The organism is Synechococcus sp. CS-1326, from assembly GCF_025128115.1.
In the GTDB taxonomy this organism is placed as follows: Bacteria; Cyanobacteriota; Cyanobacteriia; order PCC-6307; family Cyanobiaceae; genus Regnicoccus.
This window is the reverse complement of the sequence record NZ_JAHLYV010000016.1, coordinates 93,031-116,976: the sequence shown is the minus strand read 5'-3', so window position 1 is coordinate 116,976 and position 23,946 is coordinate 93,031. Positions and strand designations below refer to the sequence as shown.

General features: G+C 65.2%; 25 protein-coding genes. 5 read left to right on the top strand and 20 right to left on the bottom strand.

Annotated features, from left to right (window positions below; translation table 11 throughout):
* The 14 genes from cbbX to KQ307_RS06070 form a co-directional block, all read right to left on the bottom strand.
* Window positions 1-927 carry a CbbX protein gene (gene cbbX / locus KQ307_RS06135; RefSeq protein WP_259727308.1) on the bottom strand — a complete coding sequence of 309 codons (927 nt, stop codon included), beginning with the start codon at window positions 925-927 and terminating at the stop codon, window positions 1-3.
* Window positions 927-1,175, bottom strand: coding sequence for a 4a-hydroxytetrahydrobiopterin dehydratase (locus tag KQ307_RS06130; RefSeq protein ID WP_259701253.1), 249 nt, complete (start codon window positions 1,173-1,175; stop codon window positions 927-929). Before KQ307_RS06130 ends, cbbX begins: the two co-directional genes overlap by 1 nt.
* Window positions 1,141-2,328, bottom strand: coding sequence for a CO2 hydration protein (locus KQ307_RS06125; RefSeq protein ID WP_259727307.1), 1,188 nt, complete (start codon window positions 2,326-2,328; stop codon window positions 1,141-1,143). Before KQ307_RS06125 ends, KQ307_RS06130 begins: the two co-directional genes overlap by 35 nt.
* Entirely contained in the window at window positions 2,325-3,794 is a 1,470-nt protein-coding gene (locus KQ307_RS06120; RefSeq protein ID WP_259727342.1) for an NADH-quinone oxidoreductase subunit M, read from the bottom strand. Before KQ307_RS06120 ends, KQ307_RS06125 begins: the two co-directional genes overlap by 4 nt.
* A gap of 10 nt (window positions 3,795-3,804) precedes the next feature.
* Window positions 3,805-5,649: an NAD(P)H-quinone oxidoreductase subunit F gene (locus KQ307_RS06115; protein WP_259727306.1), complete on the bottom strand. Its 1,845-nt coding sequence runs from the start codon at window positions 5,647-5,649 to the stop codon at window positions 3,805-3,807.
* 118 nt (window positions 5,650-5,767) lie between these two features.
* Window positions 5,768-6,229 (bottom strand): ferritin-like domain-containing protein, encoded by a 462-nt coding sequence (locus tag KQ307_RS06110; RefSeq protein WP_259727305.1) that lies wholly within the window; start codon window positions 6,227-6,229, stop codon window positions 5,768-5,770.
* A gap of 14 nt (window positions 6,230-6,243) precedes the next feature.
* Entirely contained in the window at window positions 6,244-6,768 is a 525-nt protein-coding gene (locus tag KQ307_RS14785; RefSeq protein ID WP_311133732.1) for a BMC domain-containing protein, read from the bottom strand.
* A 66-nt stretch (window positions 6,769-6,834) separates the two neighbouring features.
* Window positions 6,835-7,086, bottom strand: coding sequence for a carboxysome peptide B (locus KQ307_RS06100; RefSeq protein ID WP_259701258.1), 252 nt, complete (start codon window positions 7,084-7,086; stop codon window positions 6,835-6,837).
* Complete coding sequence (locus KQ307_RS06095; RefSeq protein ID WP_259701259.1) at window positions 7,086-7,358, bottom strand: carboxysome peptide A; 273 nt, start codon at window positions 7,356-7,358, stop codon at window positions 7,086-7,088. Before KQ307_RS06095 ends, KQ307_RS06100 begins: the two co-directional genes overlap by 1 nt.
* Before the next feature lies 1 nt (window position 7,359).
* Window positions 7,360-8,904 (bottom strand): carboxysome shell carbonic anhydrase, encoded by a 1,545-nt coding sequence (locus tag KQ307_RS06090; protein ID WP_399241650.1) that lies wholly within the window; start codon window positions 8,902-8,904, stop codon window positions 7,360-7,362.
* A gap of 40 nt (window positions 8,905-8,944) precedes the next feature.
* Window positions 8,945-11,293, bottom strand: coding sequence for a CsoS2 family carboxysome shell protein (locus tag KQ307_RS06085; RefSeq protein ID WP_259727304.1), 2,349 nt, complete (start codon window positions 11,291-11,293; stop codon window positions 8,945-8,947).
* 77 nt (window positions 11,294-11,370) lie between these two features.
* Complete coding sequence (locus KQ307_RS06080) at window positions 11,371-11,712, bottom strand: ribulose bisphosphate carboxylase small subunit (RefSeq protein ID WP_071801781.1); 342 nt, start codon at window positions 11,710-11,712, stop codon at window positions 11,371-11,373.
* Between the two features lie 38 nt (window positions 11,713-11,750).
* On the bottom strand, window positions 11,751-13,163 hold the full coding sequence (locus tag KQ307_RS06075) for a form I ribulose bisphosphate carboxylase large subunit (RefSeq protein ID WP_259701262.1): 1,413 nt from the start codon (window positions 13,161-13,163) through the stop codon (window positions 11,751-11,753).
* Window positions 13,164-13,236: 73 nt separating this feature from the next.
* Window positions 13,237-13,548 carry a BMC domain-containing protein gene (locus KQ307_RS06070; RefSeq protein WP_255087884.1) on the bottom strand — a complete coding sequence of 104 codons (312 nt, stop codon included), beginning with the start codon at window positions 13,546-13,548 and terminating at the stop codon, window positions 13,237-13,239.
* A 235-nt stretch (window positions 13,549-13,783) separates the two neighbouring features.
* Here KQ307_RS06070 and KQ307_RS06065 point away from each other — a divergent pair, with 235 nt between their 5' ends.
* From KQ307_RS06065 to KQ307_RS06050, 4 genes are all read left to right on the top strand, one after another.
* Entirely contained in the window at window positions 13,784-15,037 is a 1,254-nt protein-coding gene (locus KQ307_RS06065) for a ferredoxin:protochlorophyllide reductase (ATP-dependent) subunit N (protein WP_259701263.1), read from the top strand.
* Window positions 15,028-16,647, top strand: coding sequence for a ferredoxin:protochlorophyllide reductase (ATP-dependent) subunit B (locus KQ307_RS06060; RefSeq protein ID WP_259727303.1), 1,620 nt, complete (start codon window positions 15,028-15,030; stop codon window positions 16,645-16,647). The genes KQ307_RS06065 and KQ307_RS06060 overlap by 10 nt, the downstream gene beginning before the upstream one ends.
* A 135-nt stretch (window positions 16,648-16,782) precedes the next feature.
* The gene (gene bchL / locus KQ307_RS06055) at window positions 16,783-17,697 is read left to right on the top strand and encodes a ferredoxin:protochlorophyllide reductase (ATP-dependent) iron-sulfur ATP-binding protein (protein WP_259727302.1); all 915 of its coding nucleotides are present in this window, start codon (window positions 16,783-16,785) and stop codon (window positions 17,695-17,697) included.
* Between the two features lie 123 nt (window positions 17,698-17,820).
* Window positions 17,821-18,990: a glycerate kinase gene (locus tag KQ307_RS06050; protein WP_259701266.1), complete on the top strand. Its 1,170-nt coding sequence runs from the start codon at window positions 17,821-17,823 to the stop codon at window positions 18,988-18,990.
* A gap of 32 nt (window positions 18,991-19,022) precedes the next feature.
* On the opposite strand, the gene KQ307_RS06045 is transcribed toward KQ307_RS06050, so the two are convergent.
* The 5 genes from KQ307_RS06045 to psaM form a co-directional block, all read right to left on the bottom strand.
* Window positions 19,023-19,910, bottom strand: coding sequence for a hypothetical protein (locus KQ307_RS06045; protein WP_259727301.1), 888 nt, complete (start codon window positions 19,908-19,910; stop codon window positions 19,023-19,025).
* On the bottom strand, window positions 19,907-20,512 hold the full coding sequence (locus tag KQ307_RS06040) for a hypothetical protein (RefSeq protein WP_259701268.1): 606 nt from the start codon (window positions 20,510-20,512) through the stop codon (window positions 19,907-19,909). The genes KQ307_RS06045 and KQ307_RS06040 overlap by 4 nt, the downstream gene beginning before the upstream one ends.
* 187 nt (window positions 20,513-20,699) lie before the next feature.
* Window positions 20,700-21,728 carry a protochlorophyllide reductase gene (locus tag KQ307_RS06035; protein WP_259727300.1) on the bottom strand — a complete coding sequence of 343 codons (1,029 nt, stop codon included), beginning with the start codon at window positions 21,726-21,728 and terminating at the stop codon, window positions 20,700-20,702.
* A gap of 112 nt (window positions 21,729-21,840) precedes the next feature.
* On the bottom strand, window positions 21,841-22,128 hold the full coding sequence (locus tag KQ307_RS06030; protein WP_259727299.1) for a hypothetical protein: 288 nt from the start codon (window positions 22,126-22,128) through the stop codon (window positions 21,841-21,843).
* Window positions 22,129-22,406: 278 nt separating this feature from the next.
* The gene (psaM, locus tag KQ307_RS06025) at window positions 22,407-22,511 is read right to left on the bottom strand and encodes a photosystem I reaction center subunit XII (RefSeq protein ID WP_255087898.1); all 105 of its coding nucleotides are present in this window, start codon (window positions 22,509-22,511) and stop codon (window positions 22,407-22,409) included.
* Window positions 22,512-22,600: 89 nt separating this feature from the next.
* Between psaM and KQ307_RS06020 the strand changes: the two genes are divergently transcribed.
* Complete coding sequence (locus tag KQ307_RS06020) at window positions 22,601-23,089, top strand: CRR6 family NdhI maturation factor (protein ID WP_259701271.1); 489 nt, start codon at window positions 22,601-22,603, stop codon at window positions 23,087-23,089.
* Window positions 23,090-23,114: 25 nt separating this feature from the next.
* Here the strand turns inward: KQ307_RS06020 and KQ307_RS06015 are convergent, their stop codons facing one another.
* A complete protein-coding gene (locus KQ307_RS06015; RefSeq protein WP_259727298.1) occupies window positions 23,115-23,906 on the bottom strand; it encodes a sulfite exporter TauE/SafE family protein in 792 nt (263 codons plus the stop codon).
* Between the last annotated feature and the right edge of the window lie 40 nt (window positions 23,907-23,946).

Sequence of the window (23,946 nt, the reverse complement as noted above, 5' to 3'; positions counted from 1 at the left end):
TCAGGTCAGCGGCAGGCTGGGGTCGAGCCCTTCCACCTCGCCCTGAAACACGCGGCTGGCGGTGATGTCGGAGGCTTCGATCGTGATCAGATCCCGTTTGGTCAGGCCTGGGCCCAGGTGTTTGAAGAGCCGGTTGGCCTGACGCATCCGTGCCCGGTCGATGGCGTTGCGGATCGAGCGGGCGTTGGCGAAGAAGGGGAGCTGCATGCGCCGTTGGATGTAGTCGGAGAAGGCGGCGCTGCCCTCCTCACTGAACCGGTAGCTCTCGGCGGCCATGATCAGCTTGGCAATCGCCAGCAGCTCCTCGGCGGTGTAATCGGGAAAATCGATGTGGTTGGCCACCCGCGAGGAGAGGCCGGGGTTGGATTGGTAGAACACATCCATCCGATCCTTGTAACCCGCGAAGATCACCACCAGATCATCGCGATTGTTCTCCATCACCTGAAGCAGGATCTCGATCGCTTCGGCGCCATAGTCGCGTTCGTTTTCAGGCCGGTAGAGGTAGTACGCCTCGTCGATGAACAGCACGCCACCCATGGCACGCTTGAGCATTTCCCTTGTTTTTGGGGCGGTGTGGCCGATGTACTGGCCCACCAGGTCGTCGCGGGTGGCGGTGACCAGATGACCCTTGCGCACATAGCCGAGCCGGTGAAGGATGTCGGAGATCCGTTCAGCCACTGTGGTTTTTCCGGTGCCGGGATGGCCGGTGAAGGACATGTGCAGGCTGGGGGCACCGGTGGCCAGGCCGACCTGCTTGCGCGCCCGTTCCACCACCAGCAGCGCGGCGATCTCACGGATTCTCGTTTTCACCGGTTTCAGGCCGATCAGCTCGCGATCGAGCTGAACAAGCACCTCATCCACACCGGTGCCGTCATAGGCGGCCCGCAGATCGACCGGCGTGTCGTCATCGACAGGCGCCTGCTCCATCAGGGCACGAGGGCGTCGATGGCGGCGGCGAAGGCGAGCTCCGGCTCGCCCACCGGGCTCTGGTCGGGCTCGGCCCGCAGGGTGAGGTTCACATAGGTGCGCCCGAAGCTGATGTCCGGGTAGCACTGGCGCTGCTCGGCGAGCTCGTTGAGCTGCTCCAGAAACAGGCGGGTGGTTTCGTAGTCGTCGAACTCGATACGCCGCTCCAGGCGTTCAGGGCGCTGCCGTTTGGTCCAGGGCTGATCCATCCCTGCAACTTAGCCCAGGCGAAACTGAGGCCAGCACTGGCCCAGCCGCCGGCAGACAGCCGATCTGCGCCTGGAGCAGCCGCTTCACCCAGGCCTCGGCATGGGCATGGTTGAGTCCCTGCTCCGCCGCCCCGGCGCCCCGGAGCGGATGGGGAAAGGTGCCGGCGATCGCGGCATTGGTGACACAGAACATCGCCTTCTGGAAGCTGGTGCAGATCTTGACCCGCAGATCACCTCTGCCCCGGCCCCGGCTCGCGTAGAGCGCTTCGAGATCGGCCGGAAGATGGCGGCTCATGTCCTGCATCAGCAGGCTGGGGGGAATGCCGGCGCCCATGGTGGGCAGGGGATCGGCGAACAGGGCGCCGTACTGGAAACGGCCCTGGTCGATCGGGATCTGCTGGGCCTGGGCGTTGAAGGACACCGTGCCCAGGAAAGGGGTGCCCCGCAGGAACACCGCCTCCACGTAGGGAACGGCCACATCGGCGAGGAAGGTCAGCCCTGCTTCGGCCGGCAGGATGTCGAAGCCTTTCCCGTCGAGCTCCACGCGATAGTGGATCGGCTGGCCGGCCGCCGCCACCAGGCCATCGCGCAGAAAGGCGACCACCGCCGTGATCGAGTCCACCCTTCCATGGCGATGGGCGACTCGGAGCTCGCGGAACAGATCACTCATCACCCGCCAGAACTGTCCCAGGGCACTGGCGGTGGCGGCGGAGCGGATCAGCTCCGGCAGAAAGTCCGGAAAAAAGCGATCCAGCAGATTCAGCAGGGGGTCCCGGCGGCGGCGATGGGCGATCACCAGGCGGCAGTCGGCGGCGAAGGGGTTGCTGTCGAGATAGGTGTCGAGGCCGCCGGTGCCATGCCAGAGCATCATCCGCTGGCAATACTCGGCGTACTCGTAGTTGAGTCGGTCGTGGATCAGGTGGCGCCAGAGCCGCCCGGCGCTAAGCGCCCCATCGAAGAATCGCCAGATCGGCAGCGGGTTGAGGAACTCCCGTTGGGCCTGATGGTTGAGGTTGATGCTGTAGGCATCCAGCACCTCGCCATAGCTTTCGAGCACCCCCACCACCTCCAGCAGGTGATCGGCCGATTCCTCCAGCAGGGGTTGGCCGCTGAGAAGCCTGGCCATCAGCTGCTCGGCGCTGGGCGGGCTCATCGCAGCACCCCGCTCGGCTCTGCCATCGCGGTGCTGGTGGTCTCGCTCAGCAGACCAAGACCCTGGGGGAACAGGCCGATCGCCAGGATCGCCACCGTCAGCGCGAGGGCGGGCAGATGTCGCTGCAGCGGAATCGCCGCCAGCTGCACGGTGGCCCCCAGCCGACCGAAGAAGGCACGGTTGACCAGCAGCAGGAAGTAGACGGCTGTGAGACCGGAGCCGACCATGCAGAGCAGGGTCTGCCACGGGAAAGCGATCAGGCTGCCCCGGAAGACGAGAAACTCGGCCATGAACCCCGACATCCCAGGGATCCCGGCGCTGGCCATCACCCCGATGATCATCAGCGACCCCACCAGCGGCAGACCCCGCTCGGGATTGAGCAGCCCGCGCAGCTCGCGGAGGTCGCGGCTGCCGGTGACCTTGTAGACAGCTCCCACCAGCAGGAACAACAACGCTGAAATCAGGCCATGGCTGATCATCTGGAACTCCGCCCCGAGCAGGCTCACCGGTGTGGCCGCCGCCGCAGCCAGCAGCACATAGCCCATGTGGCCTACGGAGCTGTACGCCACCATTCGTTTCATGTCCTGCTGCTGGATCGCCGCCAGGGAGCCGAACAGCACCGACACCGCTGCCCAGCCCGCCAGCCAGGGGGCGCAAAGGGCCCAGGCCTCAGGAAGCAGGCCGAAGCAGAAGCGCAGCAGGCCGTAGGTGCCCAGTTTGAGCAGCACCCCGGCCAGCAGCACCGAAACCGGGGTTGAAGCCTCGGTGTGGGCATCGGGCAGCCAGGTGTGGAAGGGAAAAAGGGGAATCTTGATGGCGAAGCCCACCAGCAGTGCCCCGAGCAGGGCCAGCTGGACGCCCAGGTCGAGATCGTCGCTGCTGATGGCTCGCAGACTGAAATCGGCGCTGCCGGTCGCCAGCGTCAGGCCGAGGAACCCGGCCAGGATCAGCCCTCCGGAGACGGCGGTGAACAGCAGAAACTTCGTGGCGGCCCTCGCCCTGCCGTTGCCGCCCCAGATCGCGATCAACAGCCAGAGCGGCACGAGTTCCAGTTCATAGAACAGGAAGAACAGCAGCAGGTTCTGGGCCAGGAAGGCACCATTGACGGCGCCGCTGATCAACAGGATCAGTGAGAAGAAGAGCCGCGGCCTCAGGATCCCGGCCTCCGTGGCCAGAACAGCCACCAGGCACAACGCTCCGTTGATCAGCACCAAGGGCAGGGAAAGTCCATCGATCCCGAGCCGGTAGTGCAGCCCGAGGCTGCCGAGCCAGGGAACGGCTTCCTCCAGCTGCATGCCGCCAGCGCTGGGATCGAAGCTCACCAGCACCCGAATGGACCAGAGCAGCTGCAGGGCAAGCACGGCGGCGCCGCTGCGCCGGATTCGCTCCGGCTCCGGATCGCCGGGCCAGATCGCCAGGATCAGGGCACCCAGCAGGGGGATCAGCAGCAGGCCGCTCAGCACGATTCCATCACCCTCATCGCATCACCCAGCTGAGCGAGCCAAGCAGCACCACGATGGAGGCCATCGCCGTGAGCACGTAGGTCTGCATCTGGCCGCCGACAGTGAGCTTGAGCCCAGCGGCGCTCGCCATTGACAGCGAGGCGAGCTGCTCGACCAGACCATTCACCACCTGCCGATCAAACCAGGCGGCCAGCCGGGCGAGCGTCGCAACCAGAGCCACCACCGTGCGCCGGTAGATCCTTTCGGTGTAGAAGTCGAAGGCGAGCAGATCCTGCAGTTGGCGCAGGGGCTTCAGGGTCGAGCGTGACCATCCTTTGTAGAGCGGCACCGTCCCCCCCAGGATCAGGCCCGTGGCTCCGCTGGCCACCAACGCCCATGCCACCTGGGGCGGGAACGAAGCCAGCCCGGGAACAGGATCGATCTCCACCATGATCAAGGGAGTGAGCAGAACCAGCACGGTGAGGCTCACCATCGGCAGGGCCATCTGCCAGTTCACTTCGGGAGCCCGCCGTGTCTTGGTCTGACGGGGCCCGAGGAAGACACAGCGAAACACCCGACTGAAGTTGATCAGCGTGAGTGTGTTGGCGAGCAGCACCACCATGGCCAGGGCGGGTGAGCTGCGGGCCATGGCCTCCACGTCGAGTCCGTAGGCCCAGAAGCAGCCGAGTGGCGCCAGGGCGGTGCTGCCGGCTGCCCCCACCAGGAAGGCCACGGTGGTGGCGGGCATGCAGCGGGCCAGGCCGCCCAGTTCACTGAGATCCTGGCAATTGGTGGTGGCGATCACGCTCCCCACGCTCATGAACAACAGGGCCTTGGCAACGGCGTGGGCAAACAGCAGCAGCAGGGCGATGGCCGGCTGCTGCTCGGCGATGGCGATGAACACCAGCCCCATGGCCGCACTGGTTGTGTAGGAGAGGGCCCGTTTGATATCGACCTGGGCGAGGGCGGCCAGGGACCCGCCGATCGCCGTCAGCGAGCCCAGAACGATCAGCACGTCCAGGCTGATCGGCGAGAGCTGCAGGATCGGCATCAGCCGCAGCAACACCAGGGCACCACAGGTCACCACCACGGAGTTGCGCAGGATCGAAGCCGGATTGGGTCCCTCCATCGCTTCATCGAGCCAGAGATGCATGGGGAATTGGGCGCACTTGCCGAGCGGTCCGGCGATCAGCGCCAGGCCCAGCAGGTTGGCTGCCAGGGGTGAAAGCTGGGCCTGGGGCACCCAGCGGTAGAGATCCTCGAAGCGCATCACCCCGGCGAAGGCGGAGAGGGCGACCACCCCCATCAACAGCAGCACATCGCCGACACGCTTGGTCAGGAAGGCGTCTCTGGCAGCGGTGACCACCAGGGGCTGGCCGTACCAGAATCCCACCAGGAGGTAGGTGGAGAGGGTGAGCATCTCCAGCAGAAAGTAGGTGAGAAACAGGGAACTGCTCAGCACCACCCCCGCCATCGCCGCCTCGAAGAAGCCCACCAGGGCAAAGAAGCGGGCCAGTGACCATTCCTTGTCGAGATAGCCGAGGGCGAACACCTGGGCCAGCAGGCTCAGCCCAGCGACCAGCTCAAGGCAGGCCAGGTTGGTCAAGGAGAGATCGAAGCTCAGCTCCAGCTTCAGATCGGCGGCCTGAAACCAGCCCAGACTGATCTCATAGGCCCCGTGTTGTAACACTGCATTGAGCAGCGCCGTGCCGTGCAGAAAGGCCACCAGGGTGACGAGCACATTCAGGTAGGCGGCGGGCCTGGGCCCGGTGCGGCGGATCCAGCCGCATGCCCATGGCAAGGACATCCCCACCCCTGCGAAGCCGTAGAGCGGGATCAACCAGGCCAGCTGAACCGATAGGGGGAGCGACGACACCAAGATCAGATTTCACCGCAGGGTGGCAACAACTGAGCCGAGGCAACCATGCTGATCTGTTGAGTACCCCAGACACGGAAAGGCGTCTGGGGTACGCCATCAGAACGTCACAAAACTGTGGCTAGAAGGTGGCCCTTTGCGCTGCTCCTTCCGGACCGTTGCGATCGAGTTCCTGGATCCAGATTTCGAGATCGTTGCCATGCTGCAGTTCTTCTTCCCAGAGATGGCGAAAGAAGGAACCGTTGACCTCATCCCGCATCATCGTGCAGAACCTGGCCGCTTCGGCGTAATGCTGGATCAGATCCGCCTCCAGTTCCCTGTTCAGCCGCAGCAGCTGAACCAGGCTGGAGGCGGCCCGCACCGGTCGCAGCTGGGAGGCGGCGGGAGCCACACCCAGCTGCAGCATCTGCATGACGATCCGCTCGGCATGCCGCATCTCCTCGGCGGTGTCCTGCCGGAACCGCTCGGCCGCGTCAGCCTGTCCCCAGAGCTCCACGAGTGAAGCCTGGGTCATGTATTGCTGAACCGCGGTGTACTCAAGGCTGAGGGCTCGGCCCAGGTAGCCGAGCACGCGCGGATGCACGCCGCCGATCACGCTCAGCTCCTCCGGTCAGCGCCGCTGGGGACGAGCACAGGTTCCACCTCGACATGGGGGCGGGCAATGATGTGGGCTGCCACCAGGCCATCGCCCACCCGCTCGCAGGCGTCGGCACCGGCACGGACGGCGGCGTTGACGGCACCGGTTTCGCCGCGGACCATCACGGTGACGTAGCCGCCACCGACGAATTCGCGGGAGACGAGGGTGACTTCAGCTGCCTTGGTCATGGCGTCAGCCGCTTCGATGGCGGGGACAAGCCCACGGGTTTCGATCATGCCGAGGGCAATGCCGTGTGGAAGAGGGGCCATGGCGGTGCTCGATGGGGGGGTGTGGGTGGGTGTTGGTGCCGGTGGCGCGGGGGGCTTGGTGCCCTCCGAAACGGCTGGCGCTGAAACAGGGGGTGTCTGGGGCTCAGGGGTCGCCGCCCCTGCCGCCGCTGGCAGGGCTTTGGCTGACGGGCTGCTCACGCCCCGACTGGCGGTGGTGCGACGGGATGAGGGTTGTCGGGGGGTGGGGGTGGCCATGGCGGAAGTCGATGGACGTGGTCAGGTCGTGGGGGCTGCGGGGGAAGGGCGGGTGGCCACTGGGACTCAGCCATCTGGATCCCAGAAATCAATGATCCCACCGATCGTCAGGTCGGTCTGCAGATCGGGATCGCCGGAGGCGAAGCGAGCCGCCGAGCCACTGGCGGTGAACACCCAGTTGCCTGGTGAGGCACCCACGGGATCGACGGCAACGCTGAATTTGCCCTTGGTGGAACGCAGCACCCGAAGGTTGCAATGGCGCAGACCATCGACCCGTTGGCTGCAGATCAGTGATCCGGTCACCTGCATGATCTCCATCAGGCTGATCCCCCTGGGGCGTTGCCGCTGTCAGGATCCCAGTGGTCGATGATCCCCACGATCGTGAGATCGCTTGGGTAGGACTTGCTGCCGGCGGCTTCCCGGGCGGCGGAGCTTCCCACGCAGATCACCCAGTCGCCGGGAATGCAGCCGACGGCGTCGACAGCCACTTTCTGGGAGCTGCCGTCGAGCACCACCTGGAGGTGCTTGTGCTCGAAACCTGGAATCCGGTTGGTGGAAACGAGTGGTTTGACGACCTTGCAGATCAACATTTCAATGCCCCCCCGCCGTTTCGAGGTTGATCGATGACCCTACGGCCTCGGCAGGAGCGTGCTGGTCGCGGTCCCGCACGGTCAGGAGCGTGTGGAGCAGGCCTTCGCGACAAAGATCGCTGTAGCGATTGCGGATTGCGGCTTCAGCCCGCTGGCCATGCAGCAGGGCCCGTTCCCTGGCCCCGGGCACACTGCCGTGATAATCGAAGCGCACCACCACAGGAACCGGTAAGCCCCTGGAAACGTTCAACCCGGTGAAGATCTTCACACCGACATCGAGATCGGCCGCGCCTTCTTCAACGGTGTCGAGATGGGCGAAATAGGTGAGGTTGCGCAGATGAATCTCCTTGAAGCCGATCCCCACACCGATGAATCGCTCGGCATGGCCGGCATCGGCATAGGCCCCGCCATGGAAGCTCCGCACGTAGTCGATCTGGGAGAGGTTGTGCTCAACCAGCCGGGTGATCAGGCTCACCATGCCTTCGTCAGGCTCGCCCGCGGCGGCGGCTGTCACCAGGCTGTGCAGCTTTTCGCGGGCGGCGGCAGGATCAAGCTCAAGGGTGGTGGCATGGGCCTCACGGGCATCGAGCCAGCTGTGCAGATCGGTGGCGCCATCCCTGGATGGCACATGCACCCTGATCGCGTCGGTATCGGTGTCCAGCCCGATCAAGAGCAGATCGACGGAAGCCCCGCAGCAGAAGCTGTTCTCCACCGCCTGCTGGAAGTCCATCAGCCTTGACAGGCCCTGGCTGGCGGCGGCGGCGTCATTGGAGTGGTGGGCGGCACAGCCCTCATGGCTGGGGTCGACGGAACTGAAGTGATAAACCACCACCTTGAGGTAGCGGGTGGGGGCATGGGCCGGATTGGGACGGCCTTCCCGGTAGCGCAGGTGCTCGGTCTTCACCCAGCGGTCCACGGTGTCTTCCACGTCGAACATGGCGCCGGCATGGGGCCTGCGACGCACCGAGCTGAACGGCAGGCGAAGGGCATAGCTGATCGTGTGCGCCAGCCGTCCATCGGCGCAGGGGGTCACATCGAGAAGATGAAAGCCACACTCGAGCAGGAAGGCATTGAACGCCTCGGCAGCCGGAGTGCCGTCGCGACAATCGAGGGGATCGTCGCGGAAGAAGGATTCGCTCACCTGTCCGTAGGTTTCGAACACGCACCAGGCGAACAGGCTGCGCATGTCCAGCTGACTGACCCAGGCCTTCTCCAGGATCGCCAGGGGAAGTGCAAATCCGAGCTCGGCTCTGGCATGCCGCTGGGCCAGCTCGACGAAATGGGGATCGTGCTGCAGAGCCGAGAGATGCTTCAGAACCGGAACGATCCGATCAAAGGATCCCTTGACGGCGCTTTCGTAGGCATGCAGCCGCTCGTTGCCGGCCCGGTCGCAGAGTGGATGGACGGGGCCTGTGGCGATCGGCTTCCAGCTGTGGCTTGACCGTGCCCGGCTGGGGGCGGCCAGCGGGACCTGACCTGGATCAGGGCGGCGTCGCGGCGCTGTTGGTGCCAGGGACTTCTGGCCGGGGGGTTGGCGTCGCGGGATTGGCAAGGTCAGGTGAGGGGGGAGAAGGGAAGCGATTCCATCAACCTCGGGCGCCGCCGGAAACCGTGATCAGGGATCCGTGCTCGGTGTTGCCGCTTGAGCCGGTCACCCGGCTGATCGGTTTCGTCACCTCTTCATTGCGCTTCGGCTGAACCCTGGCCATGGCAGGCATCGGACCGGTGCGGGTGGGATTGCGGCGTCGGGCCGACACCCCTTCGGTTCCCGTGACCCGTTTGCCCCGGTCCCAGTCGTCTCCAGTGATGTGGAGACCGGCCGAGATTCCTTCTCCGGTCACCCGTGAGGCTGGCCGATTGTCTTCGTCAACGCTGACGGGAGCCTTGGGGGGCAGGTTCAGTGCAGCTCCGGCGAGCTGGGCTGGCCGACGATCGAAGCGGAACTGTTCGGTGCCGGTGACTTTGTCACCGGCGAGGTCAAAAGGGCCGGTGATCCTGGCACTGGTTTCGTAGCGGGTCCCCGTGACCGCGCCATGGCGTTCAGGCTGTTGCTGGGCGGCCCGGGCCGGCGACTGGACGCTGAACTGCTGCCAGGGTTGAAGATCGAGGGATTGGGGGAAATCGGCCTCGTGGCCTTCAGCGGCACCACAGGCTTCGTTGAACTGGTCCACGCCCACGTAGGGGGTGCCGGTGAGTGGTTCACAGGCTCCTTTGCCGGCGCCGGTCATCACACCGCCGATTCCGGGTTGGATGCCGCTGAGGCGGGGGCCGGGGGTTCCCATCCCCATCGGTGTGCGCTGACGGATGGTTTGAACCGCCGTTGGTGCGCACCATTCGCCGGCCTGTTCCAGGCCCGCATAGGGGGTGCCTGTCACCGCTTTGCAGGTGCCGGGTTCATCGCCTGTGACCTTGGAGGAGCGCCCTGTGCTGGTGCCGGAGACCACCAGTTGCTTGTTGGTGAGGCTGAAGCCCACCTTGGGGGCTTCGGCTTCCGGACGGGTGCCGCAGAAGGCGTCGAACTGCTGACTGCCGATGTATTCGTCACCGGTGACGCGCTTGCAGGTGCCTGGCTCATTCCCGGTGACCTTTTCGCTGCGCCCGACGAGGGTGCCGGTGATGCCCGTGCCACGCAGGGTGTGGACGGCACCGACCTTGGCCGGGGCCTGCCCTGGTGTGGCTGTGGAATCGGCGCCGACGTACTGGGTTCCGGTGGTGCGAAGCCCGGCCCCGTGTTCATCGCCGGTGACCTTTTCGGAGCGACCAACCATCACACCGGAGACCGGCCGGCCGGCCAGTGTCTGGCCGATGCCCACCTTGCGGGGGGCGGGACTGGTGCCGCCGCAGTAGGCCGCTGACTGGTTGGCGGAAAGGTATTCAGTGCCGGTGACGATCTTGCAGGTTCCCGGCTCATCTCCTGTGACCTTTTCGGACCGGCCGACTTCGTTGCCGGTGACCCGGTTGCCGTGGCTGGTGGCGGTGACGGCCACCTTGGCGGGTTGCAGGGGCTGGGGTTCGCTCTGGCAGAAGGCCCGGAAGATGTCGGCACCCATGTACTCCGTTCCGGTGATCGGCCGACAGGTGCTTGCCTCGTTGCCCGTGGTCTTCAGCGAACGGTTGGCCTGGGTACCCGTCACCAACTGGCCACGGCTGGTCTCCCCGACCCCCACTTTCCAGCTGGCGTCCTGGGCGGCGGCCACTTTGTTGATGCCACGACGCGGGCCGGTGGGCCGGGTGACTCCGTTGTTGCCCCCGACGGCGGCGGCACCGGTCTTGCTCTTCAGATCACGGATGCGGTGGGACAGGTCACGGCTGCTGATATCCGGGTTCGACTGACGCACGACGGCGGCAGTTCCGGTTGAGCCGTTCCTGGCTGCCGACTTGCCATGTTTCGACTGGGCTTCGCGGCGCGCCAGCACGACGGCACGGCTGGGGTTGTGCTGGGCAGCTCGCTTCGGGGCCTGGCGATGGCCACCGTTGGCGCCCGAGGCTGAATGCCGATGGCCACTTTCCTGAAAAAGGGGCTTTGCTGAACGAACCGGTTCGGAAACCGTGGCGGCGGCAGCAGGGGGGGGGGTGCTCGCCTGGGCCTGTTCTGGCGCGGTGCGGGTGCGATCCTTGCTGGTGTCAGCTCGCTTGCCCCGTTTGCTGAGGGCCTCACGGCGAGCCAGAACGAAATCGCGGCTGGGATTGGAGATCGCCGTTCTCGAGCGGGGTTGGCTGGATGGTTGGTAGGACAGGTCCGGCCGTGACGAACGCGATGTCGGTGCGGGGGTCGGAGCCACGCTCACAGGAGTGGCGGAGTGGATCGGCCGCGCTTCAGCTGCGCTGCGCACCCGATCAATACTGGTGGAATAGCGTTCTTCAGCCGCTTTTCCCGCAGTGGAGAGGGCCAAGCGGCGCGCTAGAGCCGCTTCGCGACTGGATTGAGTTGCCATATCCGCCCGGTGAGTTAAGTGGCCTGAACAATTCGGAAAAGGGGTGAGGTCCCGGCTTGAGCCGGGACCGAAACCCTTCAGCGTGCTTCGAACACGACGAAGCAGGAACCCTGGCTCTGGGTGTAGGCGTCGTAGCCGACCAGGCGCACATGGTGATCCGGATAGGCCCGGTGGCAGGCCTCGAGTTCACTGACGATCACGCCGAGATCCTTCTCGCCGAAGAAGGGCAGCTTCCAGAACGACCAGTAGGTCGCCATCGAGCGGCTGGGGTGAACGTGTTCGACCAGGGGACTCCAGCCCTGGGCAATGATGTAAGCGATCTGGTCGTAGATCTCGTCCTGGGAGAAGGGAGGCAGAAAGCCGAATGTCTCCAGGGTGGCGACTGTTTGGTAGTCACCCACGGTGCTCATGAAGGGCATGGGGATCCTTGGTTAAGTGGAGGGGATAAGGGAACGGATCAATTGACGTCGAGCTTGTCGACGGTGTCGAATTCGAACTTGATCTCTTTCCAGGTTTCGAGAGCGATCGCCAGTTCGGGGCTGTGCTTGGCAGCTTCGAGCAGGATGTCGCGGCTTTCCTTCTCGATCTCACGTCCGGCGTTACGGGCCTTGACGCAGGCTTCGAGGGCCACGCGGTTGGCAGCGGCGCCAGCGGCGGAACCCCAGGGGTGACCATGGGTGCCACCACCGAACTGCAGCACCGAGTCGTCGCCGAAGATCGCCACCAGCGCGGGCATGTGCCACACGTGGATGCCGCCGGAGGCCACGGCGAAGACGCCGGGCATCGAACCCCAATCCTGGTCGAAGAAGTTGCCGCGGCTGCGGTCTTCGGGGATGAATGACTCACGCAGTTGGTCGATGAAGCCCAGGGTGGTCTGACGATCACCTTCGAGCTTGCCCACCACCGTGCCTGTGTGCAGCTGGTCGCCACCGGAGAGGCGAAGGCACTTTGCCAGCACCCGGAAGTGGATGCCGTGCTTGGGGTGACGGTCGATCACTGCGTGCATCGCACGGTGAATGTGCAGCAACATGCCGTTCTTGCGGCACCACTTCGACAGACCGGTGTTGGCCGTGAAGCCTCCGGTGATGTAGTCGTGCATGATGATCGGCTGACCCAGTTCCTTGGCGAACTCGGCCCGCTCGTACATCTCTTCGGGGGTGGCGGCGGTGCAGTTGAGGTAGTGCCCCTTCTTCTCGCCGGTTTCCTCCTGGGCCAGCTGGACGGCTTCGGCCACGAACTCGAAGCGGTTCTGCCAGCGCTGGAAGGGCTGGGAGTTGATGTTTTCGTCGTCCTTGGTGAAATCGAGACCACCGCGGAGGCATTCGTACACCACCCGGCCGTAGTTCTTGCCGGAGAGGCCGAGTTTCGGCTTGATCGTGCAACCAAGCAGCGGACGGCCGTACTTGTTCATCCGGTCGCGCTCGACGCAGATGCCGTTCGGCGGGCCTGGGCAGGTCTTGATGAAGGCCATCGGGAAGCGGATGTCTTCCAGACGGAGGTGGCGCAGGGCCTTGAAGCCGAACACGTTGCCCACCAGGGAGGTGAGCACGTTGGTGATCGAACCTTCCTCGAACAGATCGAGCGGGTAGGCGATGAAGGCGTAGAACGACTCCTTGTCACCGGGAACGTCTTCAATCCGGTAGCAACGGCCCTTGTAGAAGTCGAGGTCGGTGAGAAGTTCAGACCAGACCGCCGACCAGGTGCCTGTGGAAGACTCGGCGGCCACGGCGGCTGCCACTTCCTCGCGGGGAACGCCTTCCTGGCCGGTGACCTTGAAGCAGGCCAGCAGGTCGGTGTCGAGGGGGACGTAGTCGGGAGTCCAGTAGGTATCCCTGTACTCCTTGACCCCGGCGTCAAATTTCTTGCTCATGGGGAGAATGTCGGTGTGGATCGATTGGGAAGGGGAGGGCTGGGCGCCCGTTGATTCAGGGGCGCATCAGGACTCAGTCCTTGGATCCGACTCCGAAGCTGCTGGTGAGGGCTGGCTCCACTTCGCGGTGGGGGCGGGCGATGATGTGGGCGGCCACGAGGCCGTCACCGACGCGCTCGCAGGCATCTGCGCCTGCGCGGACAGCTGCGTTGACGGCACCGGTTTCGCCGCGCACTAGGACGGTGACGTAGCCGCCGCCGACGAATTCGCGGCCGATCAAACGGACTTCAGCCGCTTTGGTCATCGCGTCTGCCGCCTCGATGGCAGGCACGAGGCCACGTGTTTCGATCATGCCGAGGGCAATGCCCATGGTTTCACTCGCCATTGACGACTCCGGGACAAAGAAAAGGAGGTTCGATGAGAACAGTGCTCTTCGACGTACCCCGCCGTCAAGTGAATTGGGTGTGATGACTCATCACCGTCTGAGCTGGCCTTGATAAGCGTTGCTCATCCACCCTGAGAAATATGAAGCCATGTGAAGGAAAGCGCGGATGGGGCCGGTTCAAAATCTTCTTCGGCATCCTCTGAGGTAACCAGGAAGGGATCGATCGAACCCTTCCATGGCCGCTACGCCAACCCTGCCGCCGCTGATCAAGGAAAGCGGCCAGCGGGAGGTGTTCTGTGGCCTCACCTCGATCGTGTGGCTGCATCGCCGCATGCCCGATGCCTTTTTTCTGGTGGTCGGCTCCCGAACCTGCGCCCACCTGATCCAGTCGGCGGCAGGGGTGATGATCTTTGCCGAGCCCCGTTTCGGCACGGCGATCCTGGGCGAACGGGATCTGGCCGGCCTGGCTGATGCCAACGATGAGCTCGACCGGCTGGTGGGCGATCTGCTTGCCCGGCGACCCGAGATCCGCATGCTGTTCCTGGTCGGTTCATGCCCGTCCGAGGTGATCAAGCTCGACCTGGCCAAGGCCGCCGAGCGGCTCACCAGCCGATTGAGGGGGCGGGTGCGGGTGGTGAACTACTCAGGCAGCGGCATCGAAACCACCTTCACCCAGGGCGAGGATGCGGCCCTGGCGGCCCTGGTGCCGATGCTTCCCGCCACGGATGAAACCCAGCTGCTGCTGGTCGGCACCCTGGCGGATGGGGTGGAGGAACGGTTCCTCACCCTGTTCGAGCGCCTCGGGATCGGGCCGGTGCGCAGTCTGCCGCCGCGCCAGTCCACTGAGTTGCCACCAGTGGGCCCAGGAACCCGGCTGCTGCTTGCCCAGCCTTTCCTCAGTGATACCGTCCGGGCCCTCGAACGCCGGGGAGCCACAAGGATCGCCAGCCCATTTCCGCTTGGTGTGGAAGGAAGTTCTGCCTGGATGGCTGCCGCCGCCGCCGCCTTCGGAATCGACTCCGCCCACCGGGACACGGTGCTGGATCCCCTGGTGGCGCGTGGTCGGCGGGCCCTTGAGCCCCTGCGCCGCCAGCTGGAGGGCAAGCGCCTGTTCCTGCTGCCCGATTCCCAGCTGGAGATTCCCCTGGCCCGCTTCCTGAGCCGCGAGTGCGGCATGGAGCTGGTGGAGGTGGGCACCCCCTATCTCGACCGGCAACTGATGGCCGAGGAACTGGCCCTGCTGCCGCCCGGGACCCAGCTCAGTGAAGGCCAGGATGTGGAGCGTCAACTGGAGCGGGTGAGGTCCAGCCGACCTGATCTCGTGGTCTGCGGTCTTGGCCTGGCCAATCCCCTGGAGGCCGAAGGCATCGCCACGAAATGGTCGATCGAACTGGTGTTCAGCCCGATTCACGGTTGTGACCAGGCTGCCGATCTGGCCGAACTGTTCGCCCGTCCCCTGCACCGTCGCGATCTTCTCCAATGGAACTGACCCTCTGGACCTACGAAGGCCCGCCCCATGTGGGTGCGATGCGCGTCGCCGCCTCGATGGAGGGTGTGCACTACGTGCTGCATGCCCCCCAGGGCGATACCTATGCCGATCTCCTGTTCACGATGATCGAGCGACGCGGCCGCCGTCCGCCCGTCACCTACACCACCTTCCAGGCCCGCGACCTCGGTGGGGACACGGCTGAACTGGTGACGCGCTCGATCCAGCAGGCGGTGGATCGGTTTCAGCCGGAAGCCCTTCTGGTCGGTGAGAGCTGCACGGCCGAGCTGATCCAGGACCAGCCGGGATCGCTGGCAGCCGGCATGGGGCTTGGGATCCCGGTGGTCAGCCTGGAGCTGCCCGCCTACTCGAAAAAGGAGAACTGGGGTGCGGCTGAAACCCTCTACCAGCTCTGTCGCGGCCTGCTCAGGAACCAACTGCCTCCTCCAGGCAGCCCCAAGGCTGATCCGACCCGTTGGCGTGCCGAAGGCCGTCGGCCACGGGTGAACCTCCTCGGCCCCAGCCTGCTGGGCTTTCGCTGCCGTGACGACGTCAGGGAATTGCGGAGCCTCCTGGCGGAGCACGGCATCGATGTGAACACGGTGGCACCGCTGGGCGCCAGGCCCGCCGACCTGCTGCGGCTGCCGGCCGCCGATGTGAACCTCTGCCTCTACCCGGAGGTGGCCGCTCCCCTCTGCAGCTGGCTGGAGCGCAGTTTCGGCACACCGGTGCTGAAAACGGTGCCGATCGGCATCGGTGCCACAACCCAGTTCCTGAGGGAGCTTCACGCCCTGCTCGGTCTGGAGGCACCGGCCAGCCTGGAGGCAGATCAGAGCTCGCGGCTGCCCTGGTATTCCCGTTCGGTGGATTCCACCTACCTCACCGGCAAGCGGGTGTTCATCTTTGCCGATGCCACCCACGCGATCGCGGCGGCGCGGATCGCCAGCCGTGAACTCGGCTTCACGGTGGTGGGGCTCGGCACCTACAGCCGCGAACAGGCCCGTGAGGTGCGTGCCGTCGCCCAAGAACTCGGCCTTGAGGCGCTCATTTCCGACGACTACCTGGCGGTGGAGCAAGCCATGGCCGAGGCCGCTCCGGAGCTGGTGCTCGGCACCCAGATGGAGCGCCACAGCGCCAAGCGGCTCGGTATTCCCTGCGCGGTGATCAGCGCCCCCCTCCATGTGCAGGATGTGCCGGCTCGCTATGCCCCCCAGATGGGCTGGGAGGGAGCCAACGTGATTTTCGACACCTGGGTGCATCCCTTGATGATGGGGCTGGAGGAACACCTGATCGGCATGTTCCGCCACGACTTCGAATTCATCGAGGGCCACCGCAGCCATCTGGCAGACGGGGCGCCAGCGGTCGCCAGCGCCACCGATCCCCGCCGAGAGGAAGCTCCGGTGCCAACGCTGATCGGGACGGTGCAGGATCTCGCCATCCCTGTCGATGCATCTCCGCTCTGGACGCCTGATGGGGAGGCGGAACTGGCCAAGATCCCCTTCTTCGTGCGCGGCAAGGTGCGGCGCAACACCGAAATCTTTGCCCGGGAGCGGGGCGTCGCCCGGATTGATGCGGAGGTTCTCTACGACGCCAAGGCCCAGCTCAGCCGCTGAATCGCTGGGTGGAGCCGATCCTCAGCCTGAGCATCAGCTCGATTGTTGATGTTTCGGTTTGCACGAACCCCCTGCAGCCACAGGGGGCTTGCCCTTAGATGAAACGATCGCCGTTCCCTCGGCTTGCCATTTCCCATGACCACCACACTCACGCCTCCCACCACCGCAGGGGCCCCGTCGGGCCATGAAGACGGCGAAGGCAGCCTGCAGGTGCATCAGGACGCTGCGATGGCGATCGAGGAGGGTGCCCTGGTGATCGCCGTCTACGGCAAGGGCGGCATCGGCAAATCCACCACCTCTTCCAACCTCTCGGCCGCCTTCTCGAAGCTGGGCAAGCGGGTGCTTCAGATCGGCTGCGATCCCAAGCACGATTCCACCTTCACCCTCACCAAGAGGATGGTGCCCACGGTGATCGACATCCTCGAAACCGTCGACTTTCACACCGAGGAGCTCCGCCCTGAAGATTTCGTCTTCGAGGGCTACAACGGCGTGATGTGCGTGGAATCGGGTGGCCCGCCGGCCGGCACCGGCTGCGGCGGCTACGTCACCGGCCAGACGGTGAAATTGCTCAAGGAACACCACCTGCTGGAAGACACCGACGTGGTGATCTTCGATGTGCTCGGCGATGTGGTCTGCGGTGGCTTCGCCGCCCCCCTGCAGCACGCTCACTATTGCCTGATCGTCACGGCGAACGACTTTGACTCGATCTTCGCCATGAACAGGATCATGCAGGCGATCAATGCCAAGGCCAAGAACTACAAGGTGCGGCTCGGTGGTGTGATCGCCAACCGCTCCGAAGAAACCGACCAGATCGATAAGTTCAATCAGCGCACCGGCCTGCGCACGATGGCCCACTTCAAGACCGTGGATGCGATCAGGAAATCACGCCTGAAGAAGTGCACGATCTTCGAGATGGAATCCAGCCCGGAAGTGGAAGCGGTGCAACAGGAGTATCTGAGCCTGGCTCAGAAGATGCTCAGCGACGTGGAGCCGCTGGAGGCCGAGTCGCTCAAGGACCGGGATATCTTCGATCTGCTGGGCTTCGATTGACGGGCAGATGGACCGTGCGGTCGCGCTGGGGGCTGGCGCTCCCATTGGCCGCATTCCGAACGATCGGTGAATCAGGGTGATCAGCCTGGCTGCTGAGCGCGACGATCCATCCGAAAGCCTTCCATGAAGATCGTGCTGGCGCCGGATTCCTTCAAGGGTTCGATGACGGCTCTGGAGGTGTGCGATGGGTTTCGAGAGGGTGTGCGCCGCGTTCGACCCGACGCCGAACTGGTTGCCCTGCCGATGGCCGATGGCGGTGAAGGCACCACCGAGGCACTCGTCGCCGCCTGTGGCGGGGAGCGGATCAGCGTTGCGGCCACCGGGCCCCTGCCGGACCAGCGGCGGCCGGTCGATGGCCTGATCGGACTGATCCACGGCGGAAGCACAGCGGTGATCGAGATGGCCTGTGTCTCCGGATTGCCGCTCATTCCTGTCGCCAGTCGCAATCCACTCCACACCACCAGCTATGGCACCGGGCAGCTGATCGGCGCGGCCCTGGATCGGGGGGCACGCCGCCTGATCGTGGGAATCGGCGGCTCGGCCACCAATGACCTCGGCGTCGGCATGGCCCAGGCGCTGGGCATCCGTTTCTTCCGGGCCGATGGCAGGGAGATGCTTGAGCCGATCACCGCAGAAGGCCTGGCTGAGGTGGCCAGGATCGATCCAGCCGGTCTCCACCCGGCTGTGGCGCAGAGCCACATCCTGGTGGCCTGTGACGTGGATAACCCACTGCTGGGTCCCGATGGCTGCAGTGCTGTCTATGGACCCCAGAAGGGGGCCGACGCCGTGATCGTCGGGAGGCTGGAAGCCCTGCTCGGCCAGGCGATCGACCTGATCGAACCCACGTTCGGCCGTCGGGTCCGCCACCAGCCAGGCGCCGGTGCTGCCGGGGGCCTGGGCGCCGGACTGATCGCCTTTCTCGGCGCCGAGCTCCGGCCCGGTATCGACCTGGTCATGGAGGCCTGCGGCTTCACCGAAGCCATCCGGGGCGCCCAGCTCGTGCTGACCGGCGAGGGACGGATTGATCAGCAGACCCTGCATGGCAAAACGATCCGAGGCGTGGTGCAGCGCTCGCAGCGGCAGGGGGTCCCGGTGGTGGCCATTGTCGGCAGCATCGGTGCGGGAGCGGAACTCCTCTACGGCATGGGTCTGACCAGCATCGTGTCCCTGGTGCCCGGTCCGGTGAGCCTTCAGCAGGCCATGGATCAAGGCCGGGAGATGGTCGCCGATACGGCCGAGCGGGTGATGCGCCTCTTCCTGGCCACAGCTGGAAGGGCGGACCAGGGTGGTTGATCAGCCTCGGGACTGGCCGAGGCCCAAGGCGGTCAGATCTCCGCGGCTGCCCGCTCCACCAGTCGCCGGGCCACCGCCTGCACGCCGGTATGGGCATAGGTGTCGGTGAAGGCATCGAGGAATGCGGCCAGCTGATCAAAGCGCCCCTGCCAGGGGCCGATGCTTCCTTCAAGCGCAGCCACCGCCTTCTGACCGCTCAGGCCCAGTTGGCCCACGAAGCCACCAGCCCAGCCCAGCCATTGATCCACCCCACGGCGCAGAAAGCTCATGTGGGCAGCATCGCCCCGGCCAGGGATCAGTGCTGCCATCCGCCCGTAGGCCGGCAGTTTGTGGAGGTCGCCGCTGCCGACGGCTCCAAGCAGGCCGTCGAGGCGTTGCAGGGCCTGATCGCCGAGGGGGAGGAGTCCGTCGAAGCAGATCAGGGCTGCCATCCGCACCCGGGCCTCTCCGGCGTAGTCGGCCAGGGCGGCGCCGAAATCGGTGAAGCTGTCTCCAGGCAGGCCGTTCACCTGGGTGAAGGCCAGCAGCTCAGCCCCGACCTTCAGGCTCAGGTCCACGGCCTGGAGTGTGTCCCCCGGCGGGGTGATGCCTGAGATCCGCTTCAGCAGGGGCAGGCCGGCCGTGACGTTGGCCAGCAGACGCAATCCACCGGTGGCGTGCTGGGAGCGGTTCACCGCGTCGTAGAGGCTCAGGGCCCGGCCATACCCCTCGGCGCGGGCGCCGCTGAGTTGATCGGCGCGGATCCTGACCTGTCGGATCAGCTGAGGATCCTGGCTGCCGATCACCTCGCTGATCATCTGGTCGGCGCTGGTGGGGTTGCTCCAGCCACCAGGAACCAGGGTGCTGATGCCCTTGAGAGCCAGCACCGTGAGATCTCTGCGAGGCAGGCGCTCAAGGCGTTCGAGGACAGTACGGCTCATGCGGCAGGTTGCAGCTCGGGCTGGGGCTGGAGGGTGGCTGGAGGCGCTGCCGGCAGGGCTTCGCCGAGCTGCTCAGCCAACTGGCCACGGGGCTTGGTGCGGCTCTGACGGCTGGGTTCCAGGGCTGCGATTCGGGGGAGATCGAAGGCGCCGAGCAAGGCGTGCCTCCGTTGCGGATCCAGCCCACTGCCCTGGCCGATCACCTTGACCTGAAAACGATCGGCCACCAGCAGGGCGCTGGCCTGGGGCCCCTGTTCGACCAGGGGCCAACCGGCGATCGCCTCGCTGGCGGACTCGAACTTGGCCCTGGCCTCCGGCGCCGTGCTGGTGTCGGAGATGGCCAGCAGGGCCACCACGGCGCCATCGCGCTTCAGCCTGGCTTCACTGAAACCGCGCTTCTCCTGGCTGAAGACAAGGTCTTCTCCAGCTGCCGGTGCGGGGAAGAGGCGATTGAAGGCCGTCCCATTGACCACCTCCTGTTTGGAGATGCCAGCAACGGTTCCACCGGGAAACCAATCGGAGAAGGGCAGCAGCAGAGCCCCGCCCACAATCAGCAGCCCGGCCAGTCCGATGGCCAGGGCCCAGCGCAATGGTCGAGGCATCGGCATACTTCGCTAAGAACTTTCAGGCTGGGAACGTGAGGCTGAAAATCGCAGGATTGGGAATCCTGATTTTTGCTATGACGAGGCCCTGCGGAACCCGATCAATCCAAGCCTGTCTTAGCAGGCTTCAGCAGCTCTGCTCCGCCCTCTACTTGGAGGGCGGTGAATCTGTCACCCACCGAGAGCATCAGACACGCTCGACCAGCTGGCTGGTGAGATCCCACATCAGCTCCGCCGTGGCCTGATCACTGGCTTTCTCGGAGAGCTCCTGGATGAATTGCCTGCCGTTGGCCGATTGGCGGTTCCCCCAGCTCCAGTGCGCGCCTGAGCTGGCGAAGGCCGGGTCGGCCACCACCATGGCGACCCGCTCACCGGCAAGCTCCTGACTCACGTATCCACCGGTGATGTTCTTCTGGAACCAGGGAAAGATGCGCTGGAACAGCGGATAGCTGTTGCGGAAAAGGGGCGTATCGGCGACGCAGCCGGGGTACAGGGATGTGAACACGATGCCCGTGCTGGCATGCAGCCGCCTGTGCAGCTCTCGGGTGGTGATCATGTTGCAGAGCTTGCTGTCCTTGTAGGCCTTGCCAGGCTTGAAGGGCTTGGCATCGGCCATGCTGATCGGCGCCTGAAAGCCGGCCCGGAAGCCGGCCAGATCGCCCAGATCAGCGGGTGCAGGGATAGGAATCTTGCCACCGAGTTCCTTTGAGTTGGCCGTGACGGTGCCGAGGATCACCAGCCGTCTGGATGGATGCGCCGAGCGTTCGAGCTCCTTGAGCAGAAGCTGAATCAACAGGAAATGCCCGAAATGGTTGGTGGCCATCGAGAGTTCGTAGCCCTGGGGGGAGCGTCGGGGCTGCTTGAGCAGGGGCAGGTACACGGCTGCGTTGCAGACCATGGCGTCGAGCGAACGTCCTGTCGCCTTGAAGGCTTCCGGCACTTTCCTGACGCTGGCGAGATCACCGAGGTCCACCTGCAGATGGCTCAGGCAGCTCTCGGGAATGCCCAGGGTTACTGCTGCGGTGCGGGCCTTGGTCGTGTCCCGGCAGGCCATCACCACATGCCAGCCCCTGGCTGCGAGGGCCTTGGCGGCATGAAGGCCGACGCCTGAGGAAGAGCCTGTGATCAGAACGGTGCCCGGGGCTTCCGCTGCTGCCGGGCTGAGCGGCTGGGCTGTCGCCAACGGCTGGATGGCTGGATCGGAATCGGACGCCATGCTGGCGAATTGCTGCGTTGAGCCCATACCTAAAGCCAGCCGGGTGCCTCAGCGGCTGCCGGATGAGTGGAATTCAACAGAAGGTGATGGTTGCCCGGCTGGCCGCGGATGTTCAGAGGCGGGAGTGAAGCGAACTGGATTGTTTGGGGGGCTCCCAGACCACCCGGAGGCGATTCGGGGCGATCCATTGATCCTGCTCTCGCAGCAGCTGCTGTTCTCCTTCCTTTGAAAAGAGCTTGTCGAAACGGGCCTGGGCCCGCCGCAGCCGGGCGGTTTCGATATCGAGGATGGCGCTCAGTTCACCGTGACGATCGAGCCGTTGCTGATAGGCAGCGGCGAGATGGGTGAGACTCACGGCGGCCAACATGGCAACACCGAGTTTGACGGTGAGCCCGATCACGCTGCACAACACCTCCTGCCGCTCGCCCGAGGGCCGCTGCTGAGGGCGTGGAGATTCAGAACGACTCGGTCCGTCGCTGCGCCTGCGCCGGCCAGCCTCCTGGGAGGGCTCAAACGGTGATGATCCCGCCGTTGAAGAACCGATCGTGGATGATCCAGTCGATCTTGAGCCGAAGGGAGCGGAGCGCTGGGCGGCTGTCAAGGCGGAGTCGCGAGCTAGGCCCCGCTTCTAACAGCTCTCCGTGCAGATGCCAAGGTCCAGGGCTTCCCGTTTCTGGATCAGGCGTTGTAAAGGCTGACGCAGAGGCGAATAGCCAGCACACCGGCGTGGGCGGCTACCACCAGAGCGATCAGCACTTCTACCTGGCTGAGTGTTGTGACCATGGCCGACGACGGGGAACGATTGTCGCCACCATTGTTCAGCTCCAACTCACCCCTCGCCGCTGCCAGGCCGCGGGTTGTCATAGCTCTTGATGGCTCCCTCCTCCGCTCCGCTCACGATCTCGGCCAGCCAGATCCGCTCGCTCGATCTGACCCCGCTCCAGCTCTGGCGCGATCTACCCCCGGCGGCCCTGCTGGAGCGTGCTGGCAAGCTTGCCTTGAACTTCGAGTGGCCGCGCTCGGAGGCGGATCCGCGGGAACTCTCCGAGTTGCCCGAATTGCGGCTCTGGAGCCTGCGGGCCGACGCGCTGCATCCCTGGTTGCCCTTGATTCTGGAGCGAAGCAGTGGCCAGCTCTGTCGTCATGTGGCGATGTTGCTGCCCCATGGCTTCAGCCGCACCGAGGGCATCCGTTTCGCCCCGGAATCCCTGGAACTCTGGATCACCCACCGGCTCTTCCTGCTCGATCACTGGAGTCAGCTGCATGGGCTCGGTTGTCGCGGTGGGCTGGCCCAGATGGCGGCGATGCTCGGCTTTGAACTGGACTCAGCGTTCTGGCAACCCCTGCCTCTGAACGGTTGAATGCTGCTGGGCCTGGGGCGGACGTTTAGCTGCTGAGCCCCAGGCTGATCGCCCTTCGGCCGGCGTCGATCGCCAGCAGCAGGGTGACCAGCCGGAGCAGCCAGACCAGGGTCTGTTCACTCACCCGGTCCAGCCGGGCGGCTGACCAGCGAGCCGAAAAGGCCGCAGATCCGCCCAGCAGCAGGGCCATCGAGGCATTGGCTCGCCCCCCGATCAGAAACTCGGCAGAGGCGGCTGAACTGGAGCAGAGCACGGCAAGAGTGCTGAGCCGGATGGCCTGATGGATCGGCACACCCAGCATGCGCACCATCAGCGGCACCATCAGCAGGCCGCCGCCAAGGCCGAGCAGGCCGCCGCCGAGTCCACCGACGCTGCCCACGGCGATCAGGCCGATGGCAGCCACTCGTGGCTGCTCCCTGCTGTCCGCCTCTGACTGCGTCGCACGGATGCTGAAGGCCAGAAGTCCGTACATGGCCGCCTGGATCGCCAGCAGGTGCCAGCCGCTCAGCCCGTTGCCGAGATGGCTGAACAGGAGGCCGCTGCCGGCGGCGCTGAGGCCGATCCAAATGCCCTCACGCCAGGCCAGCCTGCCGGTCCGAAGATGGGACCAGGTCCCCCCGAAGGTGGTGGGCACGATGGCCAGGGTGCTGGTGGCCAGAGCCTGGTGGGGGGTGAGGCCGAGCAGGAGCAGCAGGGGTGAGAAGACCAGACCACCTCCGACACCCAGCAGCCCTGAGAGCAGGCCGGCCAGCAGGCCGAGGGGTACCAGGGGCAGCAGCTCCATCACCATGGTGGGATCAAGAGCACTCCTGACCATTGGCTCCAGGATCTCCCATCACCCCACCATTCCCAAGCCG

Bases quoted from the DNA above. Each gene is read 5' to 3' on its own strand.
- cbbX (WP_259727308.1), bottom strand. From the start codon at position 927: ATGGAGCAGGCGCCTGTCGATGACGACACGCCGGTCGATCTGCGGGCC.
- KQ307_RS06130 (WP_259701253.1), bottom strand. From the start codon at position 1,175: ATGGATCAGCCCTGGACCAAACGGCAGCGCCCTGAACGCCTGGAGCGG.
- KQ307_RS06125 (WP_259727307.1), bottom strand. From the start codon at position 2,328: ATGAGCCCGCCCAGCGCCGAGCAGCTGATGGCCAGGCTTCTCAGCGGC.
- KQ307_RS14785 (WP_311133732.1), bottom strand. From the start codon at position 6,768: ATGGCCACCCCCACCCCCCGACAACCCTCATCCCGTCGCACCACCGCC.
- KQ307_RS06100 (WP_259701258.1), bottom strand. From the start codon at position 7,086: ATGGAGATCATGCAGGTGACCGGATCACTGATCTGCAGCCAACGGGTC.
- KQ307_RS06095 (WP_259701259.1), bottom strand. From the start codon at position 7,358: ATGTTGATCTGCAAGGTCGTCAAACCACTCGTTTCCACCAACCGGATT.
- KQ307_RS06085 (WP_259727304.1), bottom strand. From the start codon at position 11,293: ATGGCAACTCAATCCAGTCGCGAAGCGGCTCTAGCGCGCCGCTTGGCC.
- KQ307_RS06080 (WP_071801781.1), bottom strand. From the start codon at position 11,712: ATGCCCTTCATGAGCACCGTGGGTGACTACCAAACAGTCGCCACCCTG.
- KQ307_RS06075 (WP_259701262.1), bottom strand. From the start codon at position 13,163: ATGAGCAAGAAATTTGACGCCGGGGTCAAGGAGTACAGGGATACCTAC.
- KQ307_RS06070 (WP_255087884.1), bottom strand. From the start codon at position 13,548: ATGGCGAGTGAAACCATGGGCATTGCCCTCGGCATGATCGAAACACGT.
- KQ307_RS06065 (WP_259701263.1), top strand. From the start codon at position 13,784: ATGGCCGCTACGCCAACCCTGCCGCCGCTGATCAAGGAAAGCGGCCAG.
- KQ307_RS06060 (WP_259727303.1), top strand. From the start codon at position 15,028: ATGGAACTGACCCTCTGGACCTACGAAGGCCCGCCCCATGTGGGTGCG.
- bchL (WP_259727302.1), top strand. From the start codon at position 16,783: ATGACCACCACACTCACGCCTCCCACCACCGCAGGGGCCCCGTCGGGC.
- KQ307_RS06050 (WP_259701266.1), top strand. From the start codon at position 17,821: ATGAAGATCGTGCTGGCGCCGGATTCCTTCAAGGGTTCGATGACGGCT.
- KQ307_RS06045 (WP_259727301.1), bottom strand. From the start codon at position 19,910: ATGAGCCGTACTGTCCTCGAACGCCTTGAGCGCCTGCCTCGCAGAGAT.
- KQ307_RS06040 (WP_259701268.1), bottom strand. From the start codon at position 20,512: ATGCCTCGACCATTGCGCTGGGCCCTGGCCATCGGACTGGCCGGGCTG.
- KQ307_RS06035 (WP_259727300.1), bottom strand. From the start codon at position 21,728: ATGGCGTCCGATTCCGATCCAGCCATCCAGCCGTTGGCGACAGCCCAG.
- psaM (WP_255087898.1), bottom strand. From the start codon at position 22,511: ATGGTCACAACACTCAGCCAGGTAGAAGTGCTGATCGCTCTGGTGGTA.
- KQ307_RS06020 (WP_259701271.1), top strand. From the start codon at position 22,601: ATGGCTCCCTCCTCCGCTCCGCTCACGATCTCGGCCAGCCAGATCCGC.
- KQ307_RS06015 (WP_259727298.1), bottom strand. From the start codon at position 23,906: ATGGTCAGGAGTGCTCTTGATCCCACCATGGTGATGGAGCTGCTGCCC.